Raw genomic sequence first — 21,567 nt, forward strand, 5'->3', positions numbered from 1 at the left:
TCTGATGAAGGCCGACCCTCGTCGTGCGACGGCGAAGTCGGAGCCTGCCAATAGCATGGGCGCTATGGCAGCTAAGGATGAGGTCGAACGCAGCGGGTCCAAGTTCTCCCAGGCTTTGGAAGCCGCGGTCCGGTTGCCGGGCGTGCGGATCAACCGAGCAGCCTATCTTCGCAATGCGCTCAAGCGTCACTGCACCGACGAGCAGATCGAACAGGCCATTGTGGGAAGTCCTGCCGCTGCGGGCATCCCTTTCGAGATCATCACGGAAGCGGCGAACACCTCGATCAAGTACGAAACCGCGAAGGTCACCGGGATCTCGACGGTCGCCGGCATCCCCGGTGGCCTCGCGATGATCGGCACGGTGCCTGCCGATCTCGCTCAGTACATGGGCCACATGGTTCGGATCGTCCAGAAGCTCGCGTACATCTACAGCTGGCCCGATCTGCTCGCTGACGAGGGCGAGGAGCTGGACGAGGCGACCGAAGGCATGCTGGTTCTCTTCATCGGTGTCATGTTCGGCGCGCACCTCGCCCAGAGCGGAGTGACGAAGGCCGCGACCATGATCTCCGCGCAAGTCGCGAAGAAGCTCCCTCAACAAGCGTTGACTAAAGGGGCGATCTACCCCATCGTGAAGAAGGTCGCTACGTACCTCGGCGCGCGCATGACCACGCAGATATTTGCCAGCGGTGTCGCGAAGGTCGTCCCAGTCATCGGGGGACTTGTCTCCGGTGGTGTCACGCTTGGCACGTTCTTGCCGATGGCGAAGCGACTCCAGAAGCATCTCGCCAGCCTCGAGCTGACCAAGCCTGACCTCCGACCGCAGGATGACGACATCGTCACGCAGGAAGTAGTCGACGACGATCCGCAGGAGAGCGAGCACGCTTCGTCTGACCTGATCAGCGAGGACAAGACTCACTGATCAGCTCCTTTTGATGTGTACTGCGTCGGCTGCTCACCCTGTCTGGGAATCTGCGCTCCGAGCATCTCGGCCATCGCGAAGCAGAAGATTGCAGTTTGACGCTACGGACGATCCGTCAGCTGGTCGCGGTCTTGCACGCCACGGCAAGCTCATCTACCGCGCGCACCGCTCTCTCCTCGGGGTACACGATGCGGACCGGCTCCGACACGACGCCTCCTTGGCAACGCTGGAAACGAAGTTGCGCGTTACTCCTGTTGCTCACGTTGTTCGCACGTCGTCGACAGCAGCCCAATACGAACCACCGACATTCCGTTCGTGCACGCTGACCCGTCGGGTGACGCAGACCCGTGACGCCGACGTCCGGCAGAGCCAGTTGTTGTCATTTTCCCGGAGAAGCTGTCGTGTCCGGACCCCTGCATACGATGGGCCCGTGGCAGAACAATGGAATGACGAGTTGAGGATCCCTGCGATCCGTTACGGGGAGCAGCTTGCCGCTCATCACCCCAACGTCTGGGATCCGGCGGACACGCTGAGCGCAGCCGCCAAGGCTCAGGCGGAGTCGTGGGCAGTTAAAGCGGTGCCTGTCAAAGCGCCGCACGGCAAGGTTCCGACGATTCTGCTTTTCTGCATCGGGTTTGTCGTATTCATCACAGGTTTCGTCGTCGGCGATGAAGCAATCACACCGATGCTCGTACTTTGGCTCGGCATCAGCTTCGTGTTCGCGCTCTCGGCGCTCGGCGTGGTGAAGAGCTTCGAGAGGAACACAGCAGAGGCGGAGAAGCGCCGTGTCGACGCCGTGCAGGTCGTCGTCCGAACCTTCTTCGCCACGATCGACGAACGACGCAACGCCGCCCGCAACTACACGCCGCCTGAGCCGGGCGACAGCACCGCCGCCCGGAGATCTCGCGCTCCTGCCCCGCAGCCGCAGCCCTACGGTGTCAGCCCGCAGGGCGCGGAAGAGATCGTCGCGGTGTGGATGCGGTATCTGGGCGAAGACGATGCGGCGACGACCCAGTACTCCGGCGACGGCGGCGTGGACGTGACGAGCCTGCACTACATCGCGCAGGTGAAGCACTACACCGGCACGGTCGGTGTCGGAGAGGTGCGTGAGTTCGCCGGCGTCGCCGGTGTCGATGGCCGTCGTGCGCTGTTCTTCACCAGCGGCCAGTATGCGCGTGGCGCGATCGACTTCGCCGATAACGCCGGCATCGCCCTGTTCCGCTACGACGTGCACCACGGCGAGCTCGTGGGAGCGAATCTGCGCGGGACGCACGCGATGGAGAACGGGCTCTAGAACAGTCCTTGTTCGGCGGCCCACTCGGTGAATCCGCCTCTGTGGAAGGGGAGGCGGTATTCGCCGGTGATGAGATCGTCGGCGAGGTCGGAGACCATGGCCACCGTGAGTTTCTTCTCGTGGATGGCGTCGACGAGAAGCGCAAGCGTACGCCGGCTGTTCAGGCCTGCCTGTTTTGCGATGTTGTGAGCCACCCCGTCGTCGATGAGGAGCTCGTGGCCCCGGGTTCTGCCGAGAGCCAGGACCCCGCACTCACCTCGGTTCCGTTCTCCGACCGCGAGCTGCTGTTCGAACTCGGCGAACGCCTGCAGAAAGGCCTGATCGGTGCTGCGGTCGACCGTGATCCAGTCGGCATCGAGCACCAGCCCCAAGGCTGGATCGGTCCGGCTCTGGTCTTTGAGCTCGACCTCGACACTCTCCGGGATCCACACCTGATGGTCACGCGTCAGATGCTTCAGCACGCCGAGCCATCCCTGTAGCGCGAAGTGACGCAGCGGACCGGTGTCGAATACGATTCCCGGCCGTGGCTCTGTCACGACGCGTACTGCCACAGGTCGACGTTCTCCGGGATGTGCGGCTCAGGCAGCTCGTCTTCGCCCACCGTCCCCCAGAGCAGGTCGAGCGCCCGAGCCTCAGAGATCAGCTCACGCCGCACCAGTTGCAGAACTGCTTTCTGGAAGACGGGGGGCTGGGTGGTCCCCGTCATGTCGTCGTGCGCGTGCAGATCGTGCTCGATGATGTCGGTGCGGGTTGTTCGGACCCCACGGATCTGACCGGCCTGAGCGCCGGTCACCAGATCAAGTTCGGTGAGCCGGCGGGCGAGCGTGGCCATGTCGACACGGAACGTGCTGGCAGTGACCACGGCGGCAGCACGTAGGTCGTCGGCGGACATGCGCGACTCCCACACGGCGCGCAGCCCCTTCTCGGGGAGCAGGAACGCCCGAGCGAATCGATCAAGGAGGGCTTCGGTCTGCTGCAGGTCGTTACCGGTGACTCTCCAGTCGATCGAGTACTCGTCCGCGACGAGGAAGTGTCCGAACTCGTGCGCAGCGGCGAGCCGGCGACGGCCCACCTTCTGCGTGCTGTTGACGATCGACACCCCCGTTCCGTCCCGCAGCAGGACGGTGCCGGCATCCGCGGTGTCGGTGCCGAGGTCGCGGGAGAACACCAACAGACCGGCGGCCTCGAAGAGTCGCTGCAGATCATTCGCATGGGTGTCGTTGTCGAGATCCACGATTTTCCGCGCACGCTGTGCCATCGACTCGGCTTCCGCGTAGGAAGTGGGCATCTCCATCAGCGCGTCCGGTGCGTCGCGACGGTCGAGCCCGCCGAGGTCCTGCACGAGTTCGACATCGACGACGAGCTGATCCAGCAGTGCATCGATCTGGGAGTCGACCACGTCCGTCCCCTGCGACGAGCGATGCGAGACGATCGCGGGAACGGGATCGGTGAAGAACGACGCCATCCGAACGCCGAGCGCTTCCGCGAACTGTGAGAGCTCGAGTGCCGACACCTTCCGGATACCGGCTTCGATCTTGTTCACCACCGTGCGATCCATCTGCACACGTGCGCCGAGCTCGGACTGGTTCAACCCGCGCCGGTCTCGGGCGTCACGGATGCGCGCACCGAGTTCGGCCGACGTCAATTCCTCCATGTGTGCGATTCTCGCACACTGACCTCGGTGGGTAGGCCTCGAGGCGGTACGAGCGTGGAGTTGGCGTGCGCTGCTTCCCTTCTGATCTCGTCACGCGACATCCATCGTTCTCCATGCCCCGAGAAGAGGGATTCACTTGATCGCTACGGAGGTTTACGGATACACCGTGAGCGCAGTGTCGTCATCTGCCCCGATCAGGCGGAGCAGTTCCACGAGGTAGGCCACAGCGTCATCCTCACTCGCCCAGGAGACGGATCTCTCTGGGGCCTCGTAGAAGCCCCAGCCGTTCTGCTGGAAGCCTCTGCTCTCCAACTCGGCGATGGCTCCAGGAAGACCGGCGGGTTGCACCTCGAGGTCTTGCGCCAGGAGTAGCCCGCCACTGGGTGTGATGGTCCATTGGACGAACGGTTCGATGCCATTCCTCGCAGGAAGCATGACGCCCATGCCGTAGGCGTCACCTTCGGCGATCTGCTCGGAGCGGGCGCGACGGACTGCGCTGACGATGTGAGGGTGATCATCGACCTTGAGCATCGTCGGGTGAGCGGCTTGCGGTTGCGGCGTCTCAGTCGCGGTACTGCGCTCGTACCATCTGCCATGGTCGACCCAGGTAGCCCACATCGCGAAGGTGTCGGTGACACGCTGTCTGAACTCGGCGATGATCTGCTCGCCGGCGCTGGACAACGCGTAGATGGGACTTACGTCATGCGCCGCGTCGAGTTGGGCTCCGCAGTGTTGGACTGCTAAGTCGACGAACTGCTGTTTTCGCCCGTGCGTCGGGGCGGACACACCAGAGTCGTGAAGCATCTCGCGCAACTGGGCGACCGTGAGATGCTCGGCTGCGTGCGGACGTGACTCGGCGGGGTCGTCCAGCACTCGGAGGACTCCGAGGTCGACCAAAGTGCGGAATCCCTCTTCTCGGTCGTATCCGGTGAGCCTCGTGGGATTATGCTCGGCGAACACATGTGGCGGCCCTGGACGACCTGTCCGGTCACGGACTCCCAGGTCCACCAGATGCGATCTCACTCCGAGAGGAGCCGCCAAGACTGCTCGATCCTTGACGGGGCTCGTCGTGGGAACGACGTCGGCCGGGCTCGGTCGGAAATCCGGATCCGTAGACGGATCGGTGTTGAAGGTATTGAGATAGGGATTCATAATCTTCAGCTCGAAACGAGCAGATGTTGCTTCCGGGTCGACCAGCGTCACATCGAACGGAGCCATTGCGGCAGCGATGTACGTGTAGTCATCGCTCAGCAGAAGTGCGGTGCGGAGGGTGCGCTCTGCTTCGTCGGTGAGACCGATGAGCCCTCGCAACGGCGCGTCAATAGGGCGAAGTTGCTCCTTTTCGACCATGCCGTAGCGCTGTCGGATGAACTCGCGGATCGCCGGCTTGTCGTTTTCAGTGAGACGCGAAGAGATCCACGGGCTGAAATCGGCGCACGGCATGTGCCTATACGGAGGGAAATCTCTCCGCAGTACCGGGCGTTCCGGCAGTCCTCGTCCAGCAGCGTACTCCACGGCATCTCGTGGTGTGGTCCGATCCATGTCTACTCCTCGTCACCCGCGTAAAGATCCTCTGGCACAGCCTAGATAATCGCGACGGTCCCGTCCCGATCTCGTCACGCGACATCCATCGTTCTCCATGCCCCGAGAAGAGCCATTACCAGGGACCCGGACGAACAGGGCGCGCCGCGACGCGCTGATGTGGGAGTGGATTGTGTCCTGTCTCATCGAGGTTGTCAGGATCTTGCCTACTTGGGGAGATAGGTGACGAGAACTGTCACCTATCCGTGCAGAGGTCCCAAGCGCTGCCGAGAATCTCATTCTCATGCTGACCGCTGTCTTCTTCTCCTTCGCTCCCGATGCGCATGACCGTGCAGCAACCGGCGAAGTGGGTGGATCTTCTCTCAGCGCAACCAGCCGAGGCGATGAGCGAGTTGCCTGCGACGTCGCTCTCGAAAGCTAACTTGTCATGCAGGTGGTGGGCCTGTCTGTATAGAAGGCGAAGACTTCGCCGTGGAACAGCAACTGCGCCATTCCGAGAGCGATCAGGCTCGCGACGAAGAGTACAACGAGAGTGACCCACGTCGCTGTTGACTTTCTTCTAAACGCGACCAATGCGACGACCCACATGGCAAGCAACATCGCAGCGTGGAAGATAAGGAGTGGCATGACGCTGAACCAGATCCCGCTGTCTACGCGATCGTCTCGGATGTTGATGCAGTAGTCATCGAGCATCCCGCTTTGCCATACAGTGAAGAACACCCAGGCCACCGCGATCACGAAGGGGGCCAGCGCGCCCAGGAGCCAGAACCCCCACTGTCCCGCGACTTTGCGCTTGTCCATGACCAGACACTTTACTATGCAAGCCCCTGCTGTCCAGCAACCGTCCGTGACGACATCGAATGTGCTTGCGGAGAAGTCGCTGTCACGGACAATGTCGACAACACCCTCCCGCCAATCGTCCTTGACGTTGATGGTCTCCTGGTGGTCGCCATCGGTACTCTGATTCCACGAACGTGGAAATTCCCCACATGTGCGGCCATTTTCCCCGCTTCGTCAAGATACGCTTCTGCATCACTGGCGCGATACACTTCCAACTGCGCCCGCTCCACTGCGCATAGCCACCAGTGGTGGGCCGAAGCTCGGTGCTCGCGCACGCAAAGACAGAACTTCAGTAGAGCCCGGGTAGCTCACCGCACCAATCGCGCCCGAGTGTCGTCAGGTCAGCGCGTGACACCGCGCGCTGTTTGATTGCGAGGCGGGAGCGTGGAATGCCTGCTCAAAGATTCATTACATCTCGATCCTCAACGTGACGCTGCGATGACTCGCACGGGAAGGTGGTCGATCGTCATTGCGACGGTCGCAGCGGCGACGGTGGGAGTGCTCGCGTCATGTGCGGAGCCTGATACGGAACCGCCAGGCGAGTTCGCGGTCTATGAGAGCGCCGGAGCCGAGAACGGCGGCTTCGCGGCCGGACTCATGGGGACCATGACCGAGCAAGATGGCTGTATCTACGTCACCTCTCAGGACGGTGAACGCTGGCTCCCCGTCTTCGACGAAGCGACGACGTCGTGGTCCGATGAGACGATCAGGCACGGTTCTGAGACGTTCGCGCTGGGGGCGGAAGTGAAGCTCGGCGGCGCGGAGGCTTCTCCCTCATTCGGAAGTGCCGTCCTTCCGGATGCGTGCGACCTGGATGCGCCGCAATGGGCGCTGACCCCACGCTGAGTCCCGAGCTCTTCCGCGCGTGCGCCCCGCGGAGGCACACTGCCTGACGGCATCGATGATCGACGCCACGTTGGCCATCAGCAGGTCGGCCGGGATGGCGTTGTGTTCGTCGATACCGGTTGCGAACTCGCCACACCGGGCGGGAACCTACCTGTTGCTGGCGGAGCGTTTCCGTCCGCGGCGTCGGTCGGCGACGAATGCCGCCAGCGGGCTCACCGCGTGGACGATTCCACACGAGCGTCCGCGTGGTCTGCTCAAGATCTCGACGGGCCCATGAAGCGACCCGAAACGCTTTGCGGTCCGCAGAGTCTCTTAGCGTCATCGGGCCATACAGAATGACTGGCGAAGTACCGCTGCGCGCCTCGTCTGGTGCCGCAGCGGCGCTTTATCGTGGGGGCTTACGAGTCGACGGTGCTGACCCGAAGCTCGGCTTCGTCGCACCGATACGTTGCCCTTGGGGGCTGTCAACTCTCGCTGAAAGCCCGCAGGTCACCGGCAGTCGAAGGATACGGCGCGATTGTCCTCAGAGGTTGTCGCGGGCTCGTCAGACCCGAAAACACCTTCAGGGGCGTGGAGGGTGGCTGATTCGTCGGTCCACGAGACTGCCCAGTCAGGGTCGATGAGTTGTCCGTCATCGTAGGACCACGTGATACCGGTTTCGATGAGGCTGTTCGCGGACGGTGGCTGCAGAAGTACACGTCCGTTCTGACTCGCCGCTGCGGTGCGCGTCTCGAGGACGACCTGACAGCCGCCCTCGCTCGACGGTGCGAGCCGCTGGAACCCCGTGGGGAAGACGATGCTGAGTGCGACATGGAACAGCGCGACAATCATGACGCCGCACGTGATGATCGACAACAGCACCCGCCCCGCCCAGGTGGCTGCCCCGGTTCGATGCTGGTCACGTCGAGATCGCGTCACATCGAAGTTCTTCAGTGCAATTGAGGCGACGAAGCAGAGACACGCGAGGACGAACCCGATCGTCAGCCAGTTGCTCGGCAAGAGGAAGAAAGGCCCCAGCAGCATCGGCAACCCGTATAACCTCTCCTCGGTCGCGTGAACGAGGTAAAAAACCAGGGCCGGCCAGACGAGAGCGTGACCAGAGAGGAACATGATCAGCGCGGCGGTCTTGAACCGGCGTTTCACTCGTGGCACACGTTCACTCACAGGCGCTCACTACTCTTCGAGGCGATCCGACGTATGAACAGCGTACATACCTCCGTTGATTGACAGCTGGCGGTACGGATCTTGTTATAGACGTCCTTCATCCGGCCGAGGATATCCGAGTAGGTTTCAACGTCCGCGTCGAACTGACGGACGTCGCGAACGATCCGTCAGTTCGACTTTGACCTAGGAAGGTCGTCTCCCGCCCGACCACAGTCAGGCGGGAAGGGCATGTCGCGACGAGCACGAGTGGCTGTGTTCGGGCGATCATTTTAGCGGGCTGCTGTGAGCCCAGAGCGAGACCATGCGGGGACCGTTGTTCGCGCGCCAGTGTCGGTGTGGTCTTCCCAGCGCCTCGACGAGACCATGAAAGACCAGTGAATGACCGTCGCGCGCTATGCGGTTCGCAGGGTCTCTCGGCGGTAGCGGTCGATGTCGAATGGCAGGAGCGGGGTGTTCGCTGCGCGCCTCGACGGATGCCGCGGGTGGTTCATCTTCGTCGGCTCCCCGAGCGTCACCCACGAGCAGCCCGCCGCGGCAGTGACCTGCTGGATCTCATCCAGTGTGTCTCGGAGGTAGGTACGTGACGTGATCAGGTTCCCCCACGCTGCGAGGAGTGTCAGAGGACGATCATCGATCAGCGCCCGGATGCGATCGACGTTGGCGGCCATCAGCTGCTTGTCGGCTACGCGTGGAAGGTCGTCAGGATTCGTCGCGCGGAGCGGGTAGACGTTGAGCATGATCCAACTGTCGTAGCCGTTGGTCGCGGCGAAGTTTGCCACGCGTGTCACGGTCCGGTCCGGCTCGCCGGGCTTGGCGGTGCTGGGGTTGACTCCGACGCAGATCAGCGGGTTCTCGCCGACGGTGCCGAGCACGAAACGGGCTGTGTCATCGCTGCTGGGCTCATAGATCCACTTGTGATCAGCGGTCGCGCTCATGACGGCCACTCTATGCGTCTGGTGTTGTTCGGCGAGCCGGCCCGATCGGTGTTGGTGCCATTTCGATGAGGAGCACCCCGGGCGACAGTGCGCTTCGGCGATGGAACACCGTCCCTCCATCGGGGACGCCCCTACTTCGTCTCGTGGGGATGGTGCGTGTGCACCTGTTCGATGTAAACGCTGCGCTCGTTGACGTAGAACCAGATCCGTGCCGTGCCTCCAGCGGTCGGCTTGTGCTGCCAACGCTGATGGGTAGATCCGTTGCGTGATAACGTCGCGAGCTCACCTTTGAGGGGGCAGTTCGTCGGCGTCACATCGAGCGGTGTCCTGGTGAGGAAATCCCAGGTCTCCGCCATGGGGTTGCGCCTCGTCGCAATCAGGTCGTTCCAGCCCTTGCGCGCCTGCGTGGTTGCGAATCGGATCGTGTACTCCGTCTTCTTCGCTGGACGCGGGACGAGGTTGTCTCCCTTGGCGGATGCCACGACTACGGGCGCTCTACCGGATCGGCGTCCTCGATCCATTCGAGGTCAGTGTCGCCGAGGCCGGCAGCGACAGCGGTGGCCGTCTCCTGCCACGACACGAGCTCCGCGAGAGCCCGGTGCGGCTGGTCCGTGGAGAACGACGCGCGTGCGGCATCGACGAGGTCCTGGGCGCAGGCCTTGCGGTCCTCGTTCGAGAGGGCGAGCATCCACGGGAAGACGCGGGACATGCGCTCGGCGAGGGTGCCGTTGTCGTCGAGTGTGACGGTGATCAGCTGTGCGGCCAGCCCCAGCAGCCGGGAGCGTCCGTCTGCATCGCGCTGGGACATGAGCACCAGGTTTTCGCCGTCACGTCGGGTGATGGTGACCGGGTGGTCTTCCGCTTCGGCGAACACGTCGGCCGAGTGCTTGCTCAAATCCGAGGAACGCCGGGTAGCCCGGGGCAGGGATGCGGTTGCTGTCATAGGAGTGATTCTATTCGGAATGTGTTCGGAATTCAGATGCCATCGGTGAAGCCGGGCACTTAGACCCGTGTCCTGTGACATGATTCCTGCATGGCCCGCATCACGTCCCCCGCCGCCGTGCGCATCGGCGAGAACATCCGTGCCGCGCGCATCCGACGCGGTCTCAGCCAGGATCAGTTGGCCGTGGCCACGAGCATCAACTCGTCGAACATTCGCTCCTACGAAACCGGGCGATCGCTTCTGGCGGTGCCGTCTCTGGTGCGCATCGCCGATGCGCTCGAGGTCGATCCTGGCGAATTGCTGGCCGAGGTGACCTCCGAGATGCTGGCACCGCGGGCGAGGAAGGCTCCCGACGCGAGGTGACATGGTCGGCGTCGGGTCTTCGTCGCACGCGACTCAGCCGATGCGTTGCTGCTCAGCGCCGACGTCGGTGGTGAACCGCGTCGCGGCCAACGTGTGTGCCTTGGCGTCAGCCGGTTCACACATCCTCGCGCCGTCGATGACGGCGGTGAGTCCGTAGCGTGCGCGTCATGAGCGGTGCGTTGTGGTCGACAACGTCGCGTGGCAATGCGAAGAGTTCAGGCACCAAGAACATGATCATCAGTATCGAAAGGACAATCGTTACTCCGGTAGTCGCGGACGTCAACATGGGGACGCCGTCGCCAGAAACATCGTTCAGGCCTTCAGCGACTGCGGCTATCCCGAATGCACATGTAGCGAGTCCTGTGAGCAAGATGCCCACGCCGTGTCCGATGTTCCCCATGTAGAAACGGTGAGCGCCGAACCAGCCGAGTGAGAAGAACAGCAGGTATGCCACCGCGAGGCTCTTCGACTCAGGATGAGGGACCGTATACACGGTCTGCACTCTCGGAGGCGGAGGGTAGGGCCCCCACTGACTACCGTCCCACCATTGCTCATCTCCGTCGTGGTTCTGATACCATCCCGGGCCTGGCTCGGGCGGGGCGTTTGCCCGGGTCGCGCCGGTCTTCCCGGTGCGTCCGGCACCGCCGGGCGGTGTCGGCTGAGGTGACTTCGTGCCTGCAGGGGCGAGCGACTCCTGCAAGATCGGCCCCTTTGTCGGGGAGGACTTCGTGACCTGGACGTCGAGTGCGCTGAGCTCTGTTCGGGACTGCTCCCGGAGCCATTCCCGACAGGCAAGGACGACGCCGCGCACGAAAACGGCCATTCGATGAGCGCCAGACTGGGTCAGGGTGTGGCCGTCCGCCTCCAAGAAATCGCTCGGCTGTGCGGAAAGCTGCTTCAGATAGACGTTCCACTTCCGGTCATCCGGGCCTTCGATCCTCAGACTGTGGAGATTGTTCTCATCGGCGACGCGCCGCTCAGCGGCCGCGGCCGCATTGCGTAGGTTGTCGTCTGCGCCCACGAACTGCACACCGTGAACGTTCTCCCCGGCCGCATTCTGCTCGAGAGTGGGGACCGGGACTCCGTTGCCGATCGTGTCCCCGAAGAAGCCAGGGAACGCGGCCAGAACAACGCGTTCCCGCGGGACGTCGATGAGGACCATCACCGGCTCCAGGACGACTCCGCGCTGCGTGTGCAGGGCATTGAACACACGCATGAGGTTTCTTCCGGTGAATGCGGATGAGTCGAATTTTCTCGCTTCGTCGACGATCGCTGATCGCCAGTATTCGCTGTGTGCCGTCCAGCTCGAAACGCCCGGCAGACGGACGGAGAACCATTTCGGCATCAGCTTCCTCCAGAGACCTGCGCGACTCGCCCTGTCAGCGGGTGCGACCAGCATTCTGCGCTACACCCTACAGCGGTGCCCACGGTCCGGACCAAGCTGACGTGATGCGGAGCGACGCCGGCGAGCTCACGGACCTGCGCGACGGGAACCGAGGGGCCGGGAGCGAGATTCTTCACCTGGGTGATGATACGTGCGCTGGACACGTCGCCCCCGCCGTCACACGAGTACTGCGTTACTCGCGCGTCGTGGACTCCGAGGTGCCGCATCCAGTCGGCGGCGAGCTACGCGGCTCCCTGGTGTGGGACCCGTAGGGAAGCGCGTGCCTAGAAGACTGCGGTGGTCACGGGCCCCACAGTCGACTATCACGGTCCCACATGGGCGGCGCACCAAGATTCGCCATCGTCACAAACTGAACCTCGGGGAATCTCCGGAGGACAGCGGGAAGCATGGTTCGCCGCCCCAGGCCGAACCGATCGAGCAGAAACTGCACCAGGGTGAGTTGAGCGAACGTGCGCTGCCATTGCGACGTCGCCGCATCCAGATCAGGATGCACGCCCAGACCGGGGAGCTTGGGGCGTCCATGGACACGATTGAAGAGTCGACCCTGGTGCGCACAGGTGTTGCGCACCAGATTCAGTTTTCGAAGCCAGTCGCCCAGCTGTGGGGCTCGGAGCCCACAGTCACCGGCGACCGAGTCCTGTACCGTGCGCGGAGAAATGCTGAACAGCCACGCAAGACTTCCCCAGTCCAATAGCTCCACAGCCACCCACACGGGAAGCCGTCCGTCGTAGTTCTCCTTGTGATGAACGACGAAGTCTGCGCGAGACTTGTCCAACTCCTTCTCGTACCCCCGCAGCCACTTCGCATAATGTTTGCTTGCTTCCGTACCGAGCTTGTCCGGCATAAGATGCACGCAGGGATCGATTCGACCGAGCTCATGGCCGAGCCGAGATCTGACGAAGGTCTCGATGCGGGAGAGCTCGGCGAACGTCGCAGCGCGAAGCTGAACATCGAAGTCATACAGTGCCTTGACATCGCTCAAACGTGTGCCCGGCCTGAACGTACTGCTGCGACCGTCATCGCTGAATTGGCGAAACGGGTACCAGTACCCGCTGAGACGGTAGTAGCTGACCCGTTGCAGCAATGCCACTGCATCGTCTTCGTCTCCGACGTCCATGCCTCGATCGACAAGGCGTTGGACCTGCTCCGCATACGAGGTGTGCCGCTTGACAGCTTCGCCCACGTGGACCACCCAGAAAGAATGAGAACCGGCCCTGGACCTCCCGAAGGAGGCGGAACCGGTTGTTGTGTATGACACTATACGCTCTAGCGCACATCTCAGCAAGGCGGCGAGACCCTGTCTGCCGGATGATCTCAGCGTCCAGCCGGCAGCGCCGCACCAAGTCGGACCCGGTAGGCCCGCATCACCTTCGCCAGCGTACGCAGATTCTCAGGATGCGCCGTTCCCTCTTCGAGCTCTTTGAGGCGGATCGGGCGCACGCCGGCGATCGCCGCGACCTGTGTGCGCGTGGCCTTGCCGCGCAGCTTCACCAGCAGGTCGGGAAGATCCTCTTCGAGGTCCTCGAACCTGCGGAAACGCTTGTCGTTGCGGGTCTGGTCCGACTCATGTGACTTCCTCTCGTGCCTGGATAGGAGACCTTCGCGGGCTCACGATCAGGATCCTCCCGCTTCGCGAATAGGGAGGGCGTCAATCAATCAAACAGCCCCGGCAGGGACGTCAGCCGATGAAGGCGTCAATTTCCGTTGTCTGAACAGCTCGAGAGCCTGGCGGAAGTGCATCGCGAACGTCTCGATCGCGGTTCGCGACATGTCCGACTTGTTCGTCACAACGGCGGTTACGGTAGGGCTATCGGGTACGTCCCGGGTGATGGTGACGTTATGGGCCGACATGCCCCGCGACAGGGAGGGGTGTGACAGTCCGCTGATCGCGCGCCAGCAGAATTCTGCGGTCGCACCCGGCATTCGGGTGTGCTCTCCAGCTTCTCGAACGATTGTTGCGAAGCCCACGTTCGAGTCGAAGTTCAGCTTGATCCCGAGTTCTTCGCTCACCTGTGTCAGTAGCTTGCGGCGCGCGGCTCGCCACTTCTTCTGTGACTTGCGAACTTTGTCGGTCTTGGACCCGGTGAACGTTTCGGGGTAGAGTTCCCTGCCCATTGAAGTCGCGTGCTTGAAGTAGCTGTCCTCTTCATTCACCTCTCGGATGATGTTCCTCATATGCCGCTCGAGTCGGTGCCTCGGATCGTCGGGTCCGAGTATCCAAAGGGCGAGGGAGGCCGATTCGAGTCCGCTCCGCGCTACCGCGTAGTGCGCAGAGAAAGGCTCGGGCCGAGAGCGATCTTCGGGGTACAGCGCGCGGAGTGCGGTGAGGGCATCGGCGGCCTGAGTGAATGCGTAGTTCACGCCCTGGCTCACGTTAAGCCACCGCATCGTCTGGTCATCAGTCCCGAGCTGGCTCGTGGGTTTGACGGGCGGTTTCGAGAGGCGATTCCACAAGAGGATGGGGTCGGGATCCAAGTGAAGCCGACGTTGGATGGCGGTAGCATCGTCGATGGACGACTCGTCGTTCACGCTCCACTCCGAATAGCCATGGAAAACGTGTGTATCGGCGTACTGCGTCATGGTTCTCTCTACCTCCCGAGTGTCTTCCGCTGGCCTGTGGGCAGGCTAGTCCGGACTCCCGACATCCGCTGATCTCAAGACCTGGTTCAGGTCATCGAATCGGAGTTCGTCGGCCGAAGCCTGCGACTCACGAAAGCGCCAGGGGAGAGTTCAGTCCTCTTCCCAGGTCGCCGCCATGTCCTCGAGCCAGACCTCTGTCGCGCGCCACAGCCCGCTGCCCCGATCGCAGCGCGTCTTCGCCGAAGCGATGCACGACAGCCCGCTCGTTCTCCTTGGCAAGGAGCCGCCGCATCCGGTCGACCTTCTGGCGGTCGACCTTCTGGCGGTCGACCTTCCGTTTCATCCCCGTTCTCCTCTCGTTGTGCCTGTCCGGGCTACGTGCAGGGCCGGCACTGCTCACGTGCGGTGGGACGTTTCACCTCCGCACGGTCGGGCGCGGTCCAGTGGTGGTGGCTCGCCTCGCGCCCGACCATCAACCGTGCGTTGACGAGCGTGTCGTCGCGCTCGGCCTCGGCGGTACGTCGTTCCAGCCAAACCGGGTAGGCACTCGGTGTTGTCATCGTCGTCACCCCCTCACAACTCCATTCCGGCGCTTCGGTCGGGGACGTGAGCGGCCTTGCCGACGTCCGCGTCGAACTCCTTTGCGGCCGCCCGTTTCGACGCCGCCTGCTGGCGATCCGTCTCGCGGTAGGCGTGGGCCGCGCCGACGGCGTCGCCGTAGCGCGCCTCGTCGACCAGGTCTCGCAGCTCCTTGTGCCGTTCGTGGCGCTTGCCGAACTTGCGGTCGGCGCTCTTGAGCCTTTCCCGCACGTCCCTGGCGCGCGCGTTGTCACGCCATCCGATCGGGTCGTGCCTCTCCCCGCTCGTGCGTATCCTGTCGTACTCCTCCCGCATCGCTAGGCGGCCTTTGAACGACGCTTTCGCCCGTGTGAAGGCGTCGTCGCGGACCATCAGAGCCTCCACTCTCAACGTCAGCGTCTCGTAGAGCTCCGGCGAGAGGTGCTCGCCGTACTGCTGCAGGAACTGAGTGTTGACGCCACCGATGTCGTCGTTGTCGAGGATGCGGCGCTCGAACGCGGCGTCGGGCGTCCGATTCTGATAGTCCTCCTCGAGTTGGGCGACACCGTCGATGCGCTGTTGCACCCGCGGAGTCGTCGCCTTCACGCCGCGCAGCCGCGAGCGGAACGCGGGTGCGTCGGGCTCGTCATCGTCAATGGGGGTGGGATCGTCGCGCTCGGCGGCCGCGTTCTGGTTGTGTCTCGCGGTGTCGCTCAGCACAGGGGCGGGCTGGTCGGGAGCGAGGCGCTGCCGCAGATGCTCGATGTGATCGTCGGCAGCGCGGATCTGCTCGTCGAAGTTCCGGCGCGGCGCGTCCGCGGCGGCGGGGATCGATTTGTCCGCAGCAGGCTTGCGAGCGGGTGCGCCACGTGCATCAGCGGGCGACTGTCGCTTGGCGAGCATGCGCTCGATCGTGTCGTCGTATTCGGTGGGGCGTGTGGCGATGTCCTTGAGTTCGCGGTCGATTGCGACGAGCTTCGGTTCGCGCGGCTGCGACTGGTACTCGTCGATCCAGTTCAGGTCCATCGCGAATGGGTCAGCGTGCTTGTCGAGACTGTGACGGTGCGCGGCCATCACGTCTTCGACGTCGCTCCGCCGGAATCCGGCACCGAGACCCTTGCCCGAGCCTTCGACGCCGCCGCGGCGGATGTGCGCGCGGGCGGGAGCGGCGATCGTGCCGTCGGGCCGGGCGAGCATCATGCCGTAGCTGACGTCGCGGCCGCGCGGGGTGATCGTCGCGCCGTGCTCGGGAGCGATCTCTGCGAGTGCCTCCCATGACGTCGCGCGCGGATCCTCGAGCGCTTCCCTGATGCGCGATTCGAGCACGACCTCGCTGAAGCGCTCTGGTTCCGGTTCGATGCCTATGGCCACGGCCGCGTCCCGCTGCTGCTCGTTCAGCACGTAGCGCTCGTACTCGCGCTGCCGCCTGTCCTCGCGCTGCTGGGAGACGTGCTGGCCGGTGCCGCCCTGCAGCTTCACCGTGTTCTCGGCTGCCGTGAGCCTGCGCCGGCACTGGTTCTCGCTCAGACCCGTCGGCATGTTCGCCACGGTGTGAGCGCGCGCGTCGTCGATGCGCTGCCGTGCGTCTGCAGCGATGTCGCGCATATCGTCGCGCTGGTGGAAGCCGTGCTCGGCGAGGATGCGGTCGTGCGCGAGCGCGAGGCGGGAGTGCGTGACGAGGTTGGAGTCGATACTCTTCCCGGTCTCCGCATGGATCGCGCCGACGATGAGGTGGTTGTGCACGCATCCGCTGCGTCCGCTGACCTCCGTGGCGATCAGCACCGGATGGCCGGGGAAGTGCTCCTCGGCGACGGCACGGCCCAACTCCTGTGCGCGTGTCCACGAGTCCGGATCGTCGGGGTCGAGCGCGTCGGGGCCGAAGCTCTGCACGAGCGAATAGGCCTGCACGTAGCGTGACTCGTACACGGTGCGCCCCTGGGCGTCCTTCTTCGCGACCGGTTGGCCGTGCTGGTCTCGAACGATCCGTCCGTCGTCGTGGACCGGCACCGGGCGCATACCGTCCTTGCCGTGCACGATGCGGATCTCGCGGAGACGCTGCTCGAACAGCGGCACCGGTGCGCCGACGGCCGAGATCATCACGGGCCCCTTCTTGCCGTAGCTCTGTGCCCGGCCCGAGGACCGCGTCGACTGCGCCGAGATGGTCGCCATGGCGGATCAGTCCGACTCCGCGGCGGACTGCGCTACCGCTTCGTCCGCCGCCCCCGTCACCAGATCGACGAGCCGATCTTCGATCCGAGTGAGCGCGAGCTTGGACTCCTGCACCGCGGCGAACGCCTCGCGCACTTCGTCCTGGCCCACGACTTCGTCGAAGTTGAGTTTGCGCATGATCGTGTAGATCGAGCCCTGCGAGTGCGACACACGATTCCGGCAGTCGGAGAGGATCGCCCACGCTTCGTCGGGCACGCGCAGCGTGCGCGACGAGGTCCACGCTTCGGGCCGGCCGGCGAGTACGCGGGCTGCCTTCTCGTTCTCGGTGAGCAGGAGGCGCAACGCATCTGAGAACGGCACCTCGTCGACTCCGACGCCGCGGCTCTTGGCGAGTGCCGTGCGCATGCGAGCGACGGCGGCTTCTTCGGCGTCGCCGAGGCGGAGTGCGCGGCGCTGACCGTAGTTGCGCGGCTTCGGCCGGCGGTGTTTCGGCTGCGACGGTGCGGACATCAGGACCTCCCAAAAGCAAGAGTTCCCATGTGTCCGGCGTTCCGGGATTCGGAGGTCGCCGCCACCCAGGTGAGCGTAGTGTGTGGACGGTGACGAAACGCGACCTATCGCGTTTCTATTTTAGAGGGTGTACGGGTCTGCGACAATAAGCGAGGACCAGTTTGATCCGTCATACATATCCCTCGCATTCGCTCGGGCCCGGCCTTCGGCCGATTCCGGATCCTGGTCCATCGCCCTCCGGGCTGAGTGGCTTCCTTCGGCTTCGCCGGGCCTCCCCACCTCGCGAGCTCGGAGGGGCCCCATGGCCCGGCTTCGCCAGGTGAGTGAGAGCGTGCAGGCGCAGCGCGACGTTGAGGTGGAGACGATGGCGAGGCGTCGCCGGCGCGGTGCGGACAGTGTGGGGCCTTGCCGTCACGGTGCGTCGGTCGCATGCGAATCCGCGGCGATCCTGGCATGACCACCGGGAGCGCAGCACTCTCGTGTCGCGTGGCGGACGGTGGGCACATCGAGAGTCACGATGTGGCCTCAGAGGGACCTATCGGTGTCCTTTCCGGGTCACTCGAGTGACTCGGACGCCCGCGAGGTCATTCTCATGCCCTGAAAGTGCTCCGGTGAGAGCACATCGATGTCTCTTCCGTGTCCTCCGAGGGACACAGGCATGCCGAGGGCATCAATGTGCTCTCAGGATGCCCTATTGATGCCCTCCGAAGGACACTCGAGTGTCCCGCCGAAGTGGCAAGCTCCGCGCCGTCGGGATTCGGGGCAGTGTCTCTCCGCTGAGCCTCTACACTGCGCGCTGCTCGATGGGATGCCGCGGTCCGGCTTCCTCATTCCAGCGTCAGTTTGGAGCAACGGCAGGGGAGTCAGGGCCGAGGTCGCTGTCGGCGCGATCGGTGTGCTCGGAGCCGTGACAATGCAACGAAGGACGGCGGTCTCGTTGTGGGCTTCGGGGGACCACAGGGAGACCGCGCAAAGCCCGCCTGGACGCGGTGGTCTTCGGATGGGCTCGGGCTGGTCTCGTTGTGGGCTTCGGGGGACCACGGAGAGACCGCGCAAAGCCCGCCTGGACGCGGTGGTCTTCGGATGGGCTCGGGCTGGTCTCGTTGTGGGCTTCGGGGGACCACAAGGAGACCACGTCCAGCGTCTGTCTCCGTGAAATCTGGTCGGCGGCCCCTCTGCGGTCTCCAAGAGACCACGAAAGGGCCACCGACGGCAGTACTCGTTCAGCACTCAAGCCGCTCGGAGGCGGTCACGTGATCGAGTGCAGTTCGCGCAGTGCAGCTTCCACGCACCTGTACTGCCTCTGCACCTCGCTGTGCGCGAGCTTCTGATCTAAAGTCCGCGAGTTCAGCCTCCTCAACGGCGGCATTCCCGCTTCGCGAATTGCGACATCCCCGAGATCTGAGAGCTCTTCGACTGCTCCCTCGTGCTGATCGAGCTCGTGCATCAGCCGGATCTGCAGACGGGCGAGTGCCTGCGTGCACCAAGCCTTGCAACGCTCGGGGTTGGCCTCACGCTTCGTCCGGATGCGTGCCGGAAGCCACCAGCTGTGCGGAATCGACGAGCGACTCATCGACGGCCTCCGTCCGGTCTCAGCGGGGGTTCCTCCTCGCCGCGTCGAACAGCTTCGAGGCGCGCCTCGATCCACTCGTCCCGTGACAGGCGCGGAACGTCGTCGACGCCGGGCCACGGCGTCACGTTCTCCGCAGCGACGCCCGCGCGAATGAGCCCCGGCTGCCCCGGGCGCGGACGGCCATCGAACTCGGGGTGGCGCTTGAGATGGTCGTACGCCGCGGCGTAGACGAGGCGCAGCATCGGATCAGTGGTGGGGTCAGGCATAATCAGGTCCTTTCGTTGCGTCTGTGTCAGTGCGTTGGATCGAAGAAGCCGGTCTTGCGCAGGTGCCTCTCGAACTCTCGGGCGATGGTCTTGGCCGGGTGGGTATCCCCGGCCAAGCAGGGCGGCAATGGGCCTCTTTCTTTGATCCATGCCTCAGCCGCCTCAAGACATCGGTCGCACTTGTGAAAGTGAGGCATGCCGTTCGTCATAGCTGCGACGTGATCCGCATCCAGGAGGCCGTAGTCATGCTCCGCGGCTGCGGCCCATGCCTCGATCACGTCGGCTTTGCGATTGTCACCTTCAGGCGGCTGCTGGTCATGCTCCGCTGTTGCCATCCGGCCCCGCTGAAGTTCGGCATCGTTGTTGTGATCGGAGGGCTCCTGCTGAGCTTGTTCTGTGCCTGCCCGTTCGATGACGCACGGAGCGCCGTCCTGGTAGGTGTGAGCGACGTTCGACGCCGTCTCCATCGCACGTTCCGTTGCGCGGGCTTCGTCATCATCGGGAAGCAGCCTCAGCCCTTGACGGAATCGACGTGAGCCTGTTCGCTTCGTCGGGTAACCGAGCTCGGTCAGACGGGTGCCGAAATCGCGCTGGCCGAGCGTGTGCTCTCGCATTACGCCGTTGGCCCGACAGTAGCGCAGATAGTCGGCGTGGAGGGTCTTCACTGCATCGCTATGGTGGTCACTGCAACCGTCCTCGCAGCGCTCGCGGATAAACGTTGAGACGGTGTCCTGGTCGGATTTGTAGGCCTCAGTGGCCTCGGCAACGCGATCGGGGGCAGTGAGACCTTCGCGTACGTACCGTTGCAGCCCGGCCAGCGCCCATGCAAGTACGGCGTCGACCTCTTTCGTGAGTTTGCCTTCGAGTCGAGGGTCCCGCTCGTGGGGAGGTACCACGATATCCCACGGCACTAGCCGCACGCGCTCCCAGACGGCTGGGTCGTCTGCGGGGAGCTGTGGAGCATGGTTGGTAATTAGGAGGAGCTGATGCGAGGGGGTGAACTCGACAAGTGTCTTGCTGTGGACACCGCGCGCTTTGATCGGATCGCCGCCGGTGAGAGCCTTGATCTTCGCCGCGTCCATCTCGGCCGACTTAGCCGTCTCGGACATGAAGACAATGCGCCGCCCCTTGAGAGCGAGTAGGGCGGGATTCGGCTTGTCCGCAGTTGCATGGCGATCGACATTGAACAGGTTCGGGCTCGCGACTGCGGCGTAGCTGCCGAGAGCATGCCGAATCGTGCCGTAGAACACGCCTTTGCCATTCCGCCCTGCCCCAGTGAGGATAGGCAAGAAGTGTTCGGGCTGTTCGCCGATGAGGCAGACACCCGCTGCGGTCTGGAGGAAGGCGCGCACATCCTCATCCGGGAGGCTCCTGCTCACGAAGCGGTCCCAGAGCGAGGAATGTGCGGCAGGATCGTACTCGGCATTGGTGATCTGCGTCATCCGAAAAGATGGATCGTGCAGGTGCACTGTGAGCGAGGGCCAGTCCACGCCGTCCTCGAGCTCCCGGAGATCAAGGACACCCGTGGGAGTGTTCAGGAGCCACGGGTCCGCGTCGAGCTCCTGAGGCTCGGCGGTGAGGTGCTTGATCGTGGACATGAGCCGCACGACACCTGCGACCCCTGTCGACGTCTGGGACTTGGTGAGATCCGCCAGCAGCTCCTTGTCGGTGAGAGCATCCGGCGCGAGCTTTCTGACGACACTTGTAACTGCGCGGGTGACCGCTTTGTCCTCGAGATCCGGGACAAAACAGCGCCCGTTCCACTGGTACCAGCCGAGGCCAGCGACGTGGAGGAATCTCCCAACGCAGTCGGCAGCAGCCAGGTAAGCGATCCGAGCGTGAGACCGGAGCAGACCAGCGAACGCGCGCAGATCTTCAGGCGGGGCGGAATCGGTGAGCTCGTCGAGATCGGACAAGCTCTGGTCCCAAGTCTCAAGATCTGAGAACATGGCATCGGACATTAGAGTGACCTCCCTGCAAGGTCCTCGTGTCGGGGTCGCCGAGTT

The 21,567-nt window shown here is 63.8% G+C and carries 22 protein-coding genes; 4 read left to right on the plus strand and 18 right to left on the minus strand.

The window, feature by feature from the left end:
• Nucleotides 1-4: 4 nt before the first annotated feature.
• The gene (locus tag DZG09_RS09945; RefSeq protein WP_205529140.1) at nt 5-919 is read left to right on the plus strand and encodes a hypothetical protein; all 915 of its coding nucleotides are present in this window, start codon (nt 5-7) and stop codon (nt 917-919) included.
• A 430-nt stretch (nt 920-1,349) separates the two neighbouring features.
• Entirely contained in the window at nt 1,350-2,213 is an 864-nt protein-coding gene (locus tag DZG09_RS09950) for a restriction endonuclease (protein ID WP_162893265.1), read from the plus strand.
• Here DZG09_RS09950 and DZG09_RS09955 read toward each other — a convergent pair.
• From DZG09_RS09955 to DZG09_RS09970, 4 genes are all read right to left on the minus strand, one after another.
• A complete protein-coding gene (locus tag DZG09_RS09955; RefSeq protein ID WP_119697971.1) occupies nt 2,210-2,674 on the minus strand; it encodes a PIN domain-containing protein in 465 nt (154 codons plus the stop codon). The two genes, DZG09_RS09950 and DZG09_RS09955, sit on opposite strands and share 4 nt — an antisense overlap.
• A 71-nt stretch (nt 2,675-2,745) precedes the next feature.
• Nucleotides 2,746-3,867, minus strand: coding sequence for a helix-turn-helix domain-containing protein (locus DZG09_RS09960; protein WP_119697594.1), 1,122 nt, complete (start codon nt 3,865-3,867; stop codon nt 2,746-2,748).
• 153 nt (nt 3,868-4,020) lie between these two features.
• Nucleotides 4,021-5,070 carry a HeH/LEM domain-containing protein gene (locus tag DZG09_RS09965; RefSeq protein WP_162893266.1) on the minus strand — a complete coding sequence of 350 codons (1,050 nt, stop codon included), beginning with the start codon at nt 5,068-5,070 and terminating at the stop codon, nt 4,021-4,023.
• A 756-nt stretch (nt 5,071-5,826) separates the two neighbouring features.
• The gene (locus tag DZG09_RS09970) at nt 5,827-6,210 is read right to left on the minus strand and encodes a hypothetical protein (RefSeq protein ID WP_119697596.1); all 384 of its coding nucleotides are present in this window, start codon (nt 6,208-6,210) and stop codon (nt 5,827-5,829) included.
• Between the two features lie 423 nt (nt 6,211-6,633).
• Here DZG09_RS09970 and DZG09_RS09975 point away from each other — a divergent pair, with 423 nt between their 5' ends.
• A complete protein-coding gene (locus DZG09_RS09975) occupies nt 6,634-7,095 on the plus strand; it encodes a hypothetical protein (RefSeq protein WP_162893267.1) in 462 nt (153 codons plus the stop codon).
• A 489-nt stretch (nt 7,096-7,584) separates the two neighbouring features.
• Here the strand turns inward: DZG09_RS09975 and DZG09_RS09980 are convergent, their stop codons facing one another.
• The 4 genes from DZG09_RS09980 to DZG09_RS09995 all read right to left on the minus strand — a co-directional run bounded on the left by DZG09_RS09980 (nt 7,585) and on the right by DZG09_RS09995 (nt 10,137).
• Entirely contained in the window at nt 7,585-8,238 is a 654-nt protein-coding gene (locus tag DZG09_RS09980; RefSeq protein ID WP_119697598.1) for a hypothetical protein, read from the minus strand.
• 413 nt (nt 8,239-8,651) lie between these two features.
• The gene (locus tag DZG09_RS09985; protein WP_162893269.1) at nt 8,652-9,194 is read right to left on the minus strand and encodes a DUF1643 domain-containing protein; all 543 of its coding nucleotides are present in this window, start codon (nt 9,192-9,194) and stop codon (nt 8,652-8,654) included.
• Between the two features lie 131 nt (nt 9,195-9,325).
• Nucleotides 9,326-9,676, minus strand: a complete 351-nt coding sequence (locus tag DZG09_RS09990; RefSeq protein ID WP_119697600.1) for a hypothetical protein — start codon at nt 9,674-9,676, stop codon at nt 9,326-9,328.
• A gap of 2 nt (nt 9,677-9,678) precedes the next feature.
• The gene (locus DZG09_RS09995; protein ID WP_119697601.1) at nt 9,679-10,137 is read right to left on the minus strand and encodes a prevent-host-death protein; all 459 of its coding nucleotides are present in this window, start codon (nt 10,135-10,137) and stop codon (nt 9,679-9,681) included.
• Nucleotides 10,138-10,227: 90 nt separating this feature from the next.
• Between DZG09_RS09995 and DZG09_RS10000 the strand changes: the two genes are divergently transcribed.
• Nucleotides 10,228-10,500: a helix-turn-helix domain-containing protein gene (locus DZG09_RS10000; RefSeq protein WP_119697602.1), complete on the plus strand. Its 273-nt coding sequence runs from the start codon at nt 10,228-10,230 to the stop codon at nt 10,498-10,500.
• Between the two features lie 115 nt (nt 10,501-10,615).
• Here DZG09_RS10000 and DZG09_RS16880 read toward each other — a convergent pair whose 3' ends face one another.
• The 10 genes from DZG09_RS16880 to DZG09_RS10050 all read right to left on the minus strand — a co-directional run bounded on the left by DZG09_RS16880 (nt 10,616) and on the right by DZG09_RS10050 (nt 21,522).
• Complete coding sequence (locus DZG09_RS16880) at nt 10,616-11,845, minus strand: TM2 domain-containing protein (RefSeq protein ID WP_240423919.1); 1,230 nt, start codon at nt 11,843-11,845, stop codon at nt 10,616-10,618.
• 340 nt (nt 11,846-12,185) lie between these two features.
• Nucleotides 12,186-13,088 (minus strand): Abi family protein, encoded by a 903-nt coding sequence (locus DZG09_RS10010; protein ID WP_240423920.1) that lies wholly within the window; start codon nt 13,086-13,088, stop codon nt 12,186-12,188.
• Between the two features lie 131 nt (nt 13,089-13,219).
• On the minus strand, nt 13,220-13,396 hold the full coding sequence (locus tag DZG09_RS16610) for a hypothetical protein (protein WP_162893270.1): 177 nt from the start codon (nt 13,394-13,396) through the stop codon (nt 13,220-13,222).
• 165 nt (nt 13,397-13,561) lie between these two features.
• The gene (locus tag DZG09_RS10020; RefSeq protein WP_119697604.1) at nt 13,562-14,485 is read right to left on the minus strand and encodes a hypothetical protein; all 924 of its coding nucleotides are present in this window, start codon (nt 14,483-14,485) and stop codon (nt 13,562-13,564) included.
• A 127-nt stretch (nt 14,486-14,612) separates the two neighbouring features.
• On the minus strand, nt 14,613-14,828 hold the full coding sequence (locus tag DZG09_RS10025) for a hypothetical protein (RefSeq protein WP_119697605.1): 216 nt from the start codon (nt 14,826-14,828) through the stop codon (nt 14,613-14,615).
• Between the two features lie 230 nt (nt 14,829-15,058).
• On the minus strand, nt 15,059-17,212 hold the full coding sequence (locus DZG09_RS10030) for a relaxase/mobilization nuclease domain-containing protein (protein ID WP_119697606.1): 2,154 nt from the start codon (nt 17,210-17,212) through the stop codon (nt 15,059-15,061).
• A 6-nt stretch (nt 17,213-17,218) separates the two neighbouring features.
• Nucleotides 17,219-17,722, minus strand: a complete 504-nt coding sequence (locus DZG09_RS10035; RefSeq protein WP_119697607.1) for a hypothetical protein — start codon at nt 17,720-17,722, stop codon at nt 17,219-17,221.
• A gap of 1,249 nt (nt 17,723-18,971) precedes the next feature.
• Nucleotides 18,972-19,295: a hypothetical protein gene (locus tag DZG09_RS10040; RefSeq protein ID WP_119697608.1), complete on the minus strand. Its 324-nt coding sequence runs from the start codon at nt 19,293-19,295 to the stop codon at nt 18,972-18,974.
• Nucleotides 19,292-19,561: a hypothetical protein gene (locus tag DZG09_RS10045; protein WP_119697609.1), complete on the minus strand. Its 270-nt coding sequence runs from the start codon at nt 19,559-19,561 to the stop codon at nt 19,292-19,294. The genes DZG09_RS10040 and DZG09_RS10045 overlap by 4 nt, the downstream gene beginning before the upstream one ends.
• A gap of 26 nt (nt 19,562-19,587) precedes the next feature.
• Complete coding sequence (locus DZG09_RS10050) at nt 19,588-21,522, minus strand: DNA primase family protein (protein ID WP_119697610.1); 1,935 nt, start codon at nt 21,520-21,522, stop codon at nt 19,588-19,590.
• Between the last annotated feature and the right edge of the window lie 45 nt (nt 21,523-21,567).

The sequence above is a fragment of the Microbacterium halotolerans genome (assembly GCF_003569805.1).
GTDB classification, from domain to species: Bacteria; Actinomycetota; Actinomycetes; order Actinomycetales; family Microbacteriaceae; genus Microbacterium; species Microbacterium halotolerans.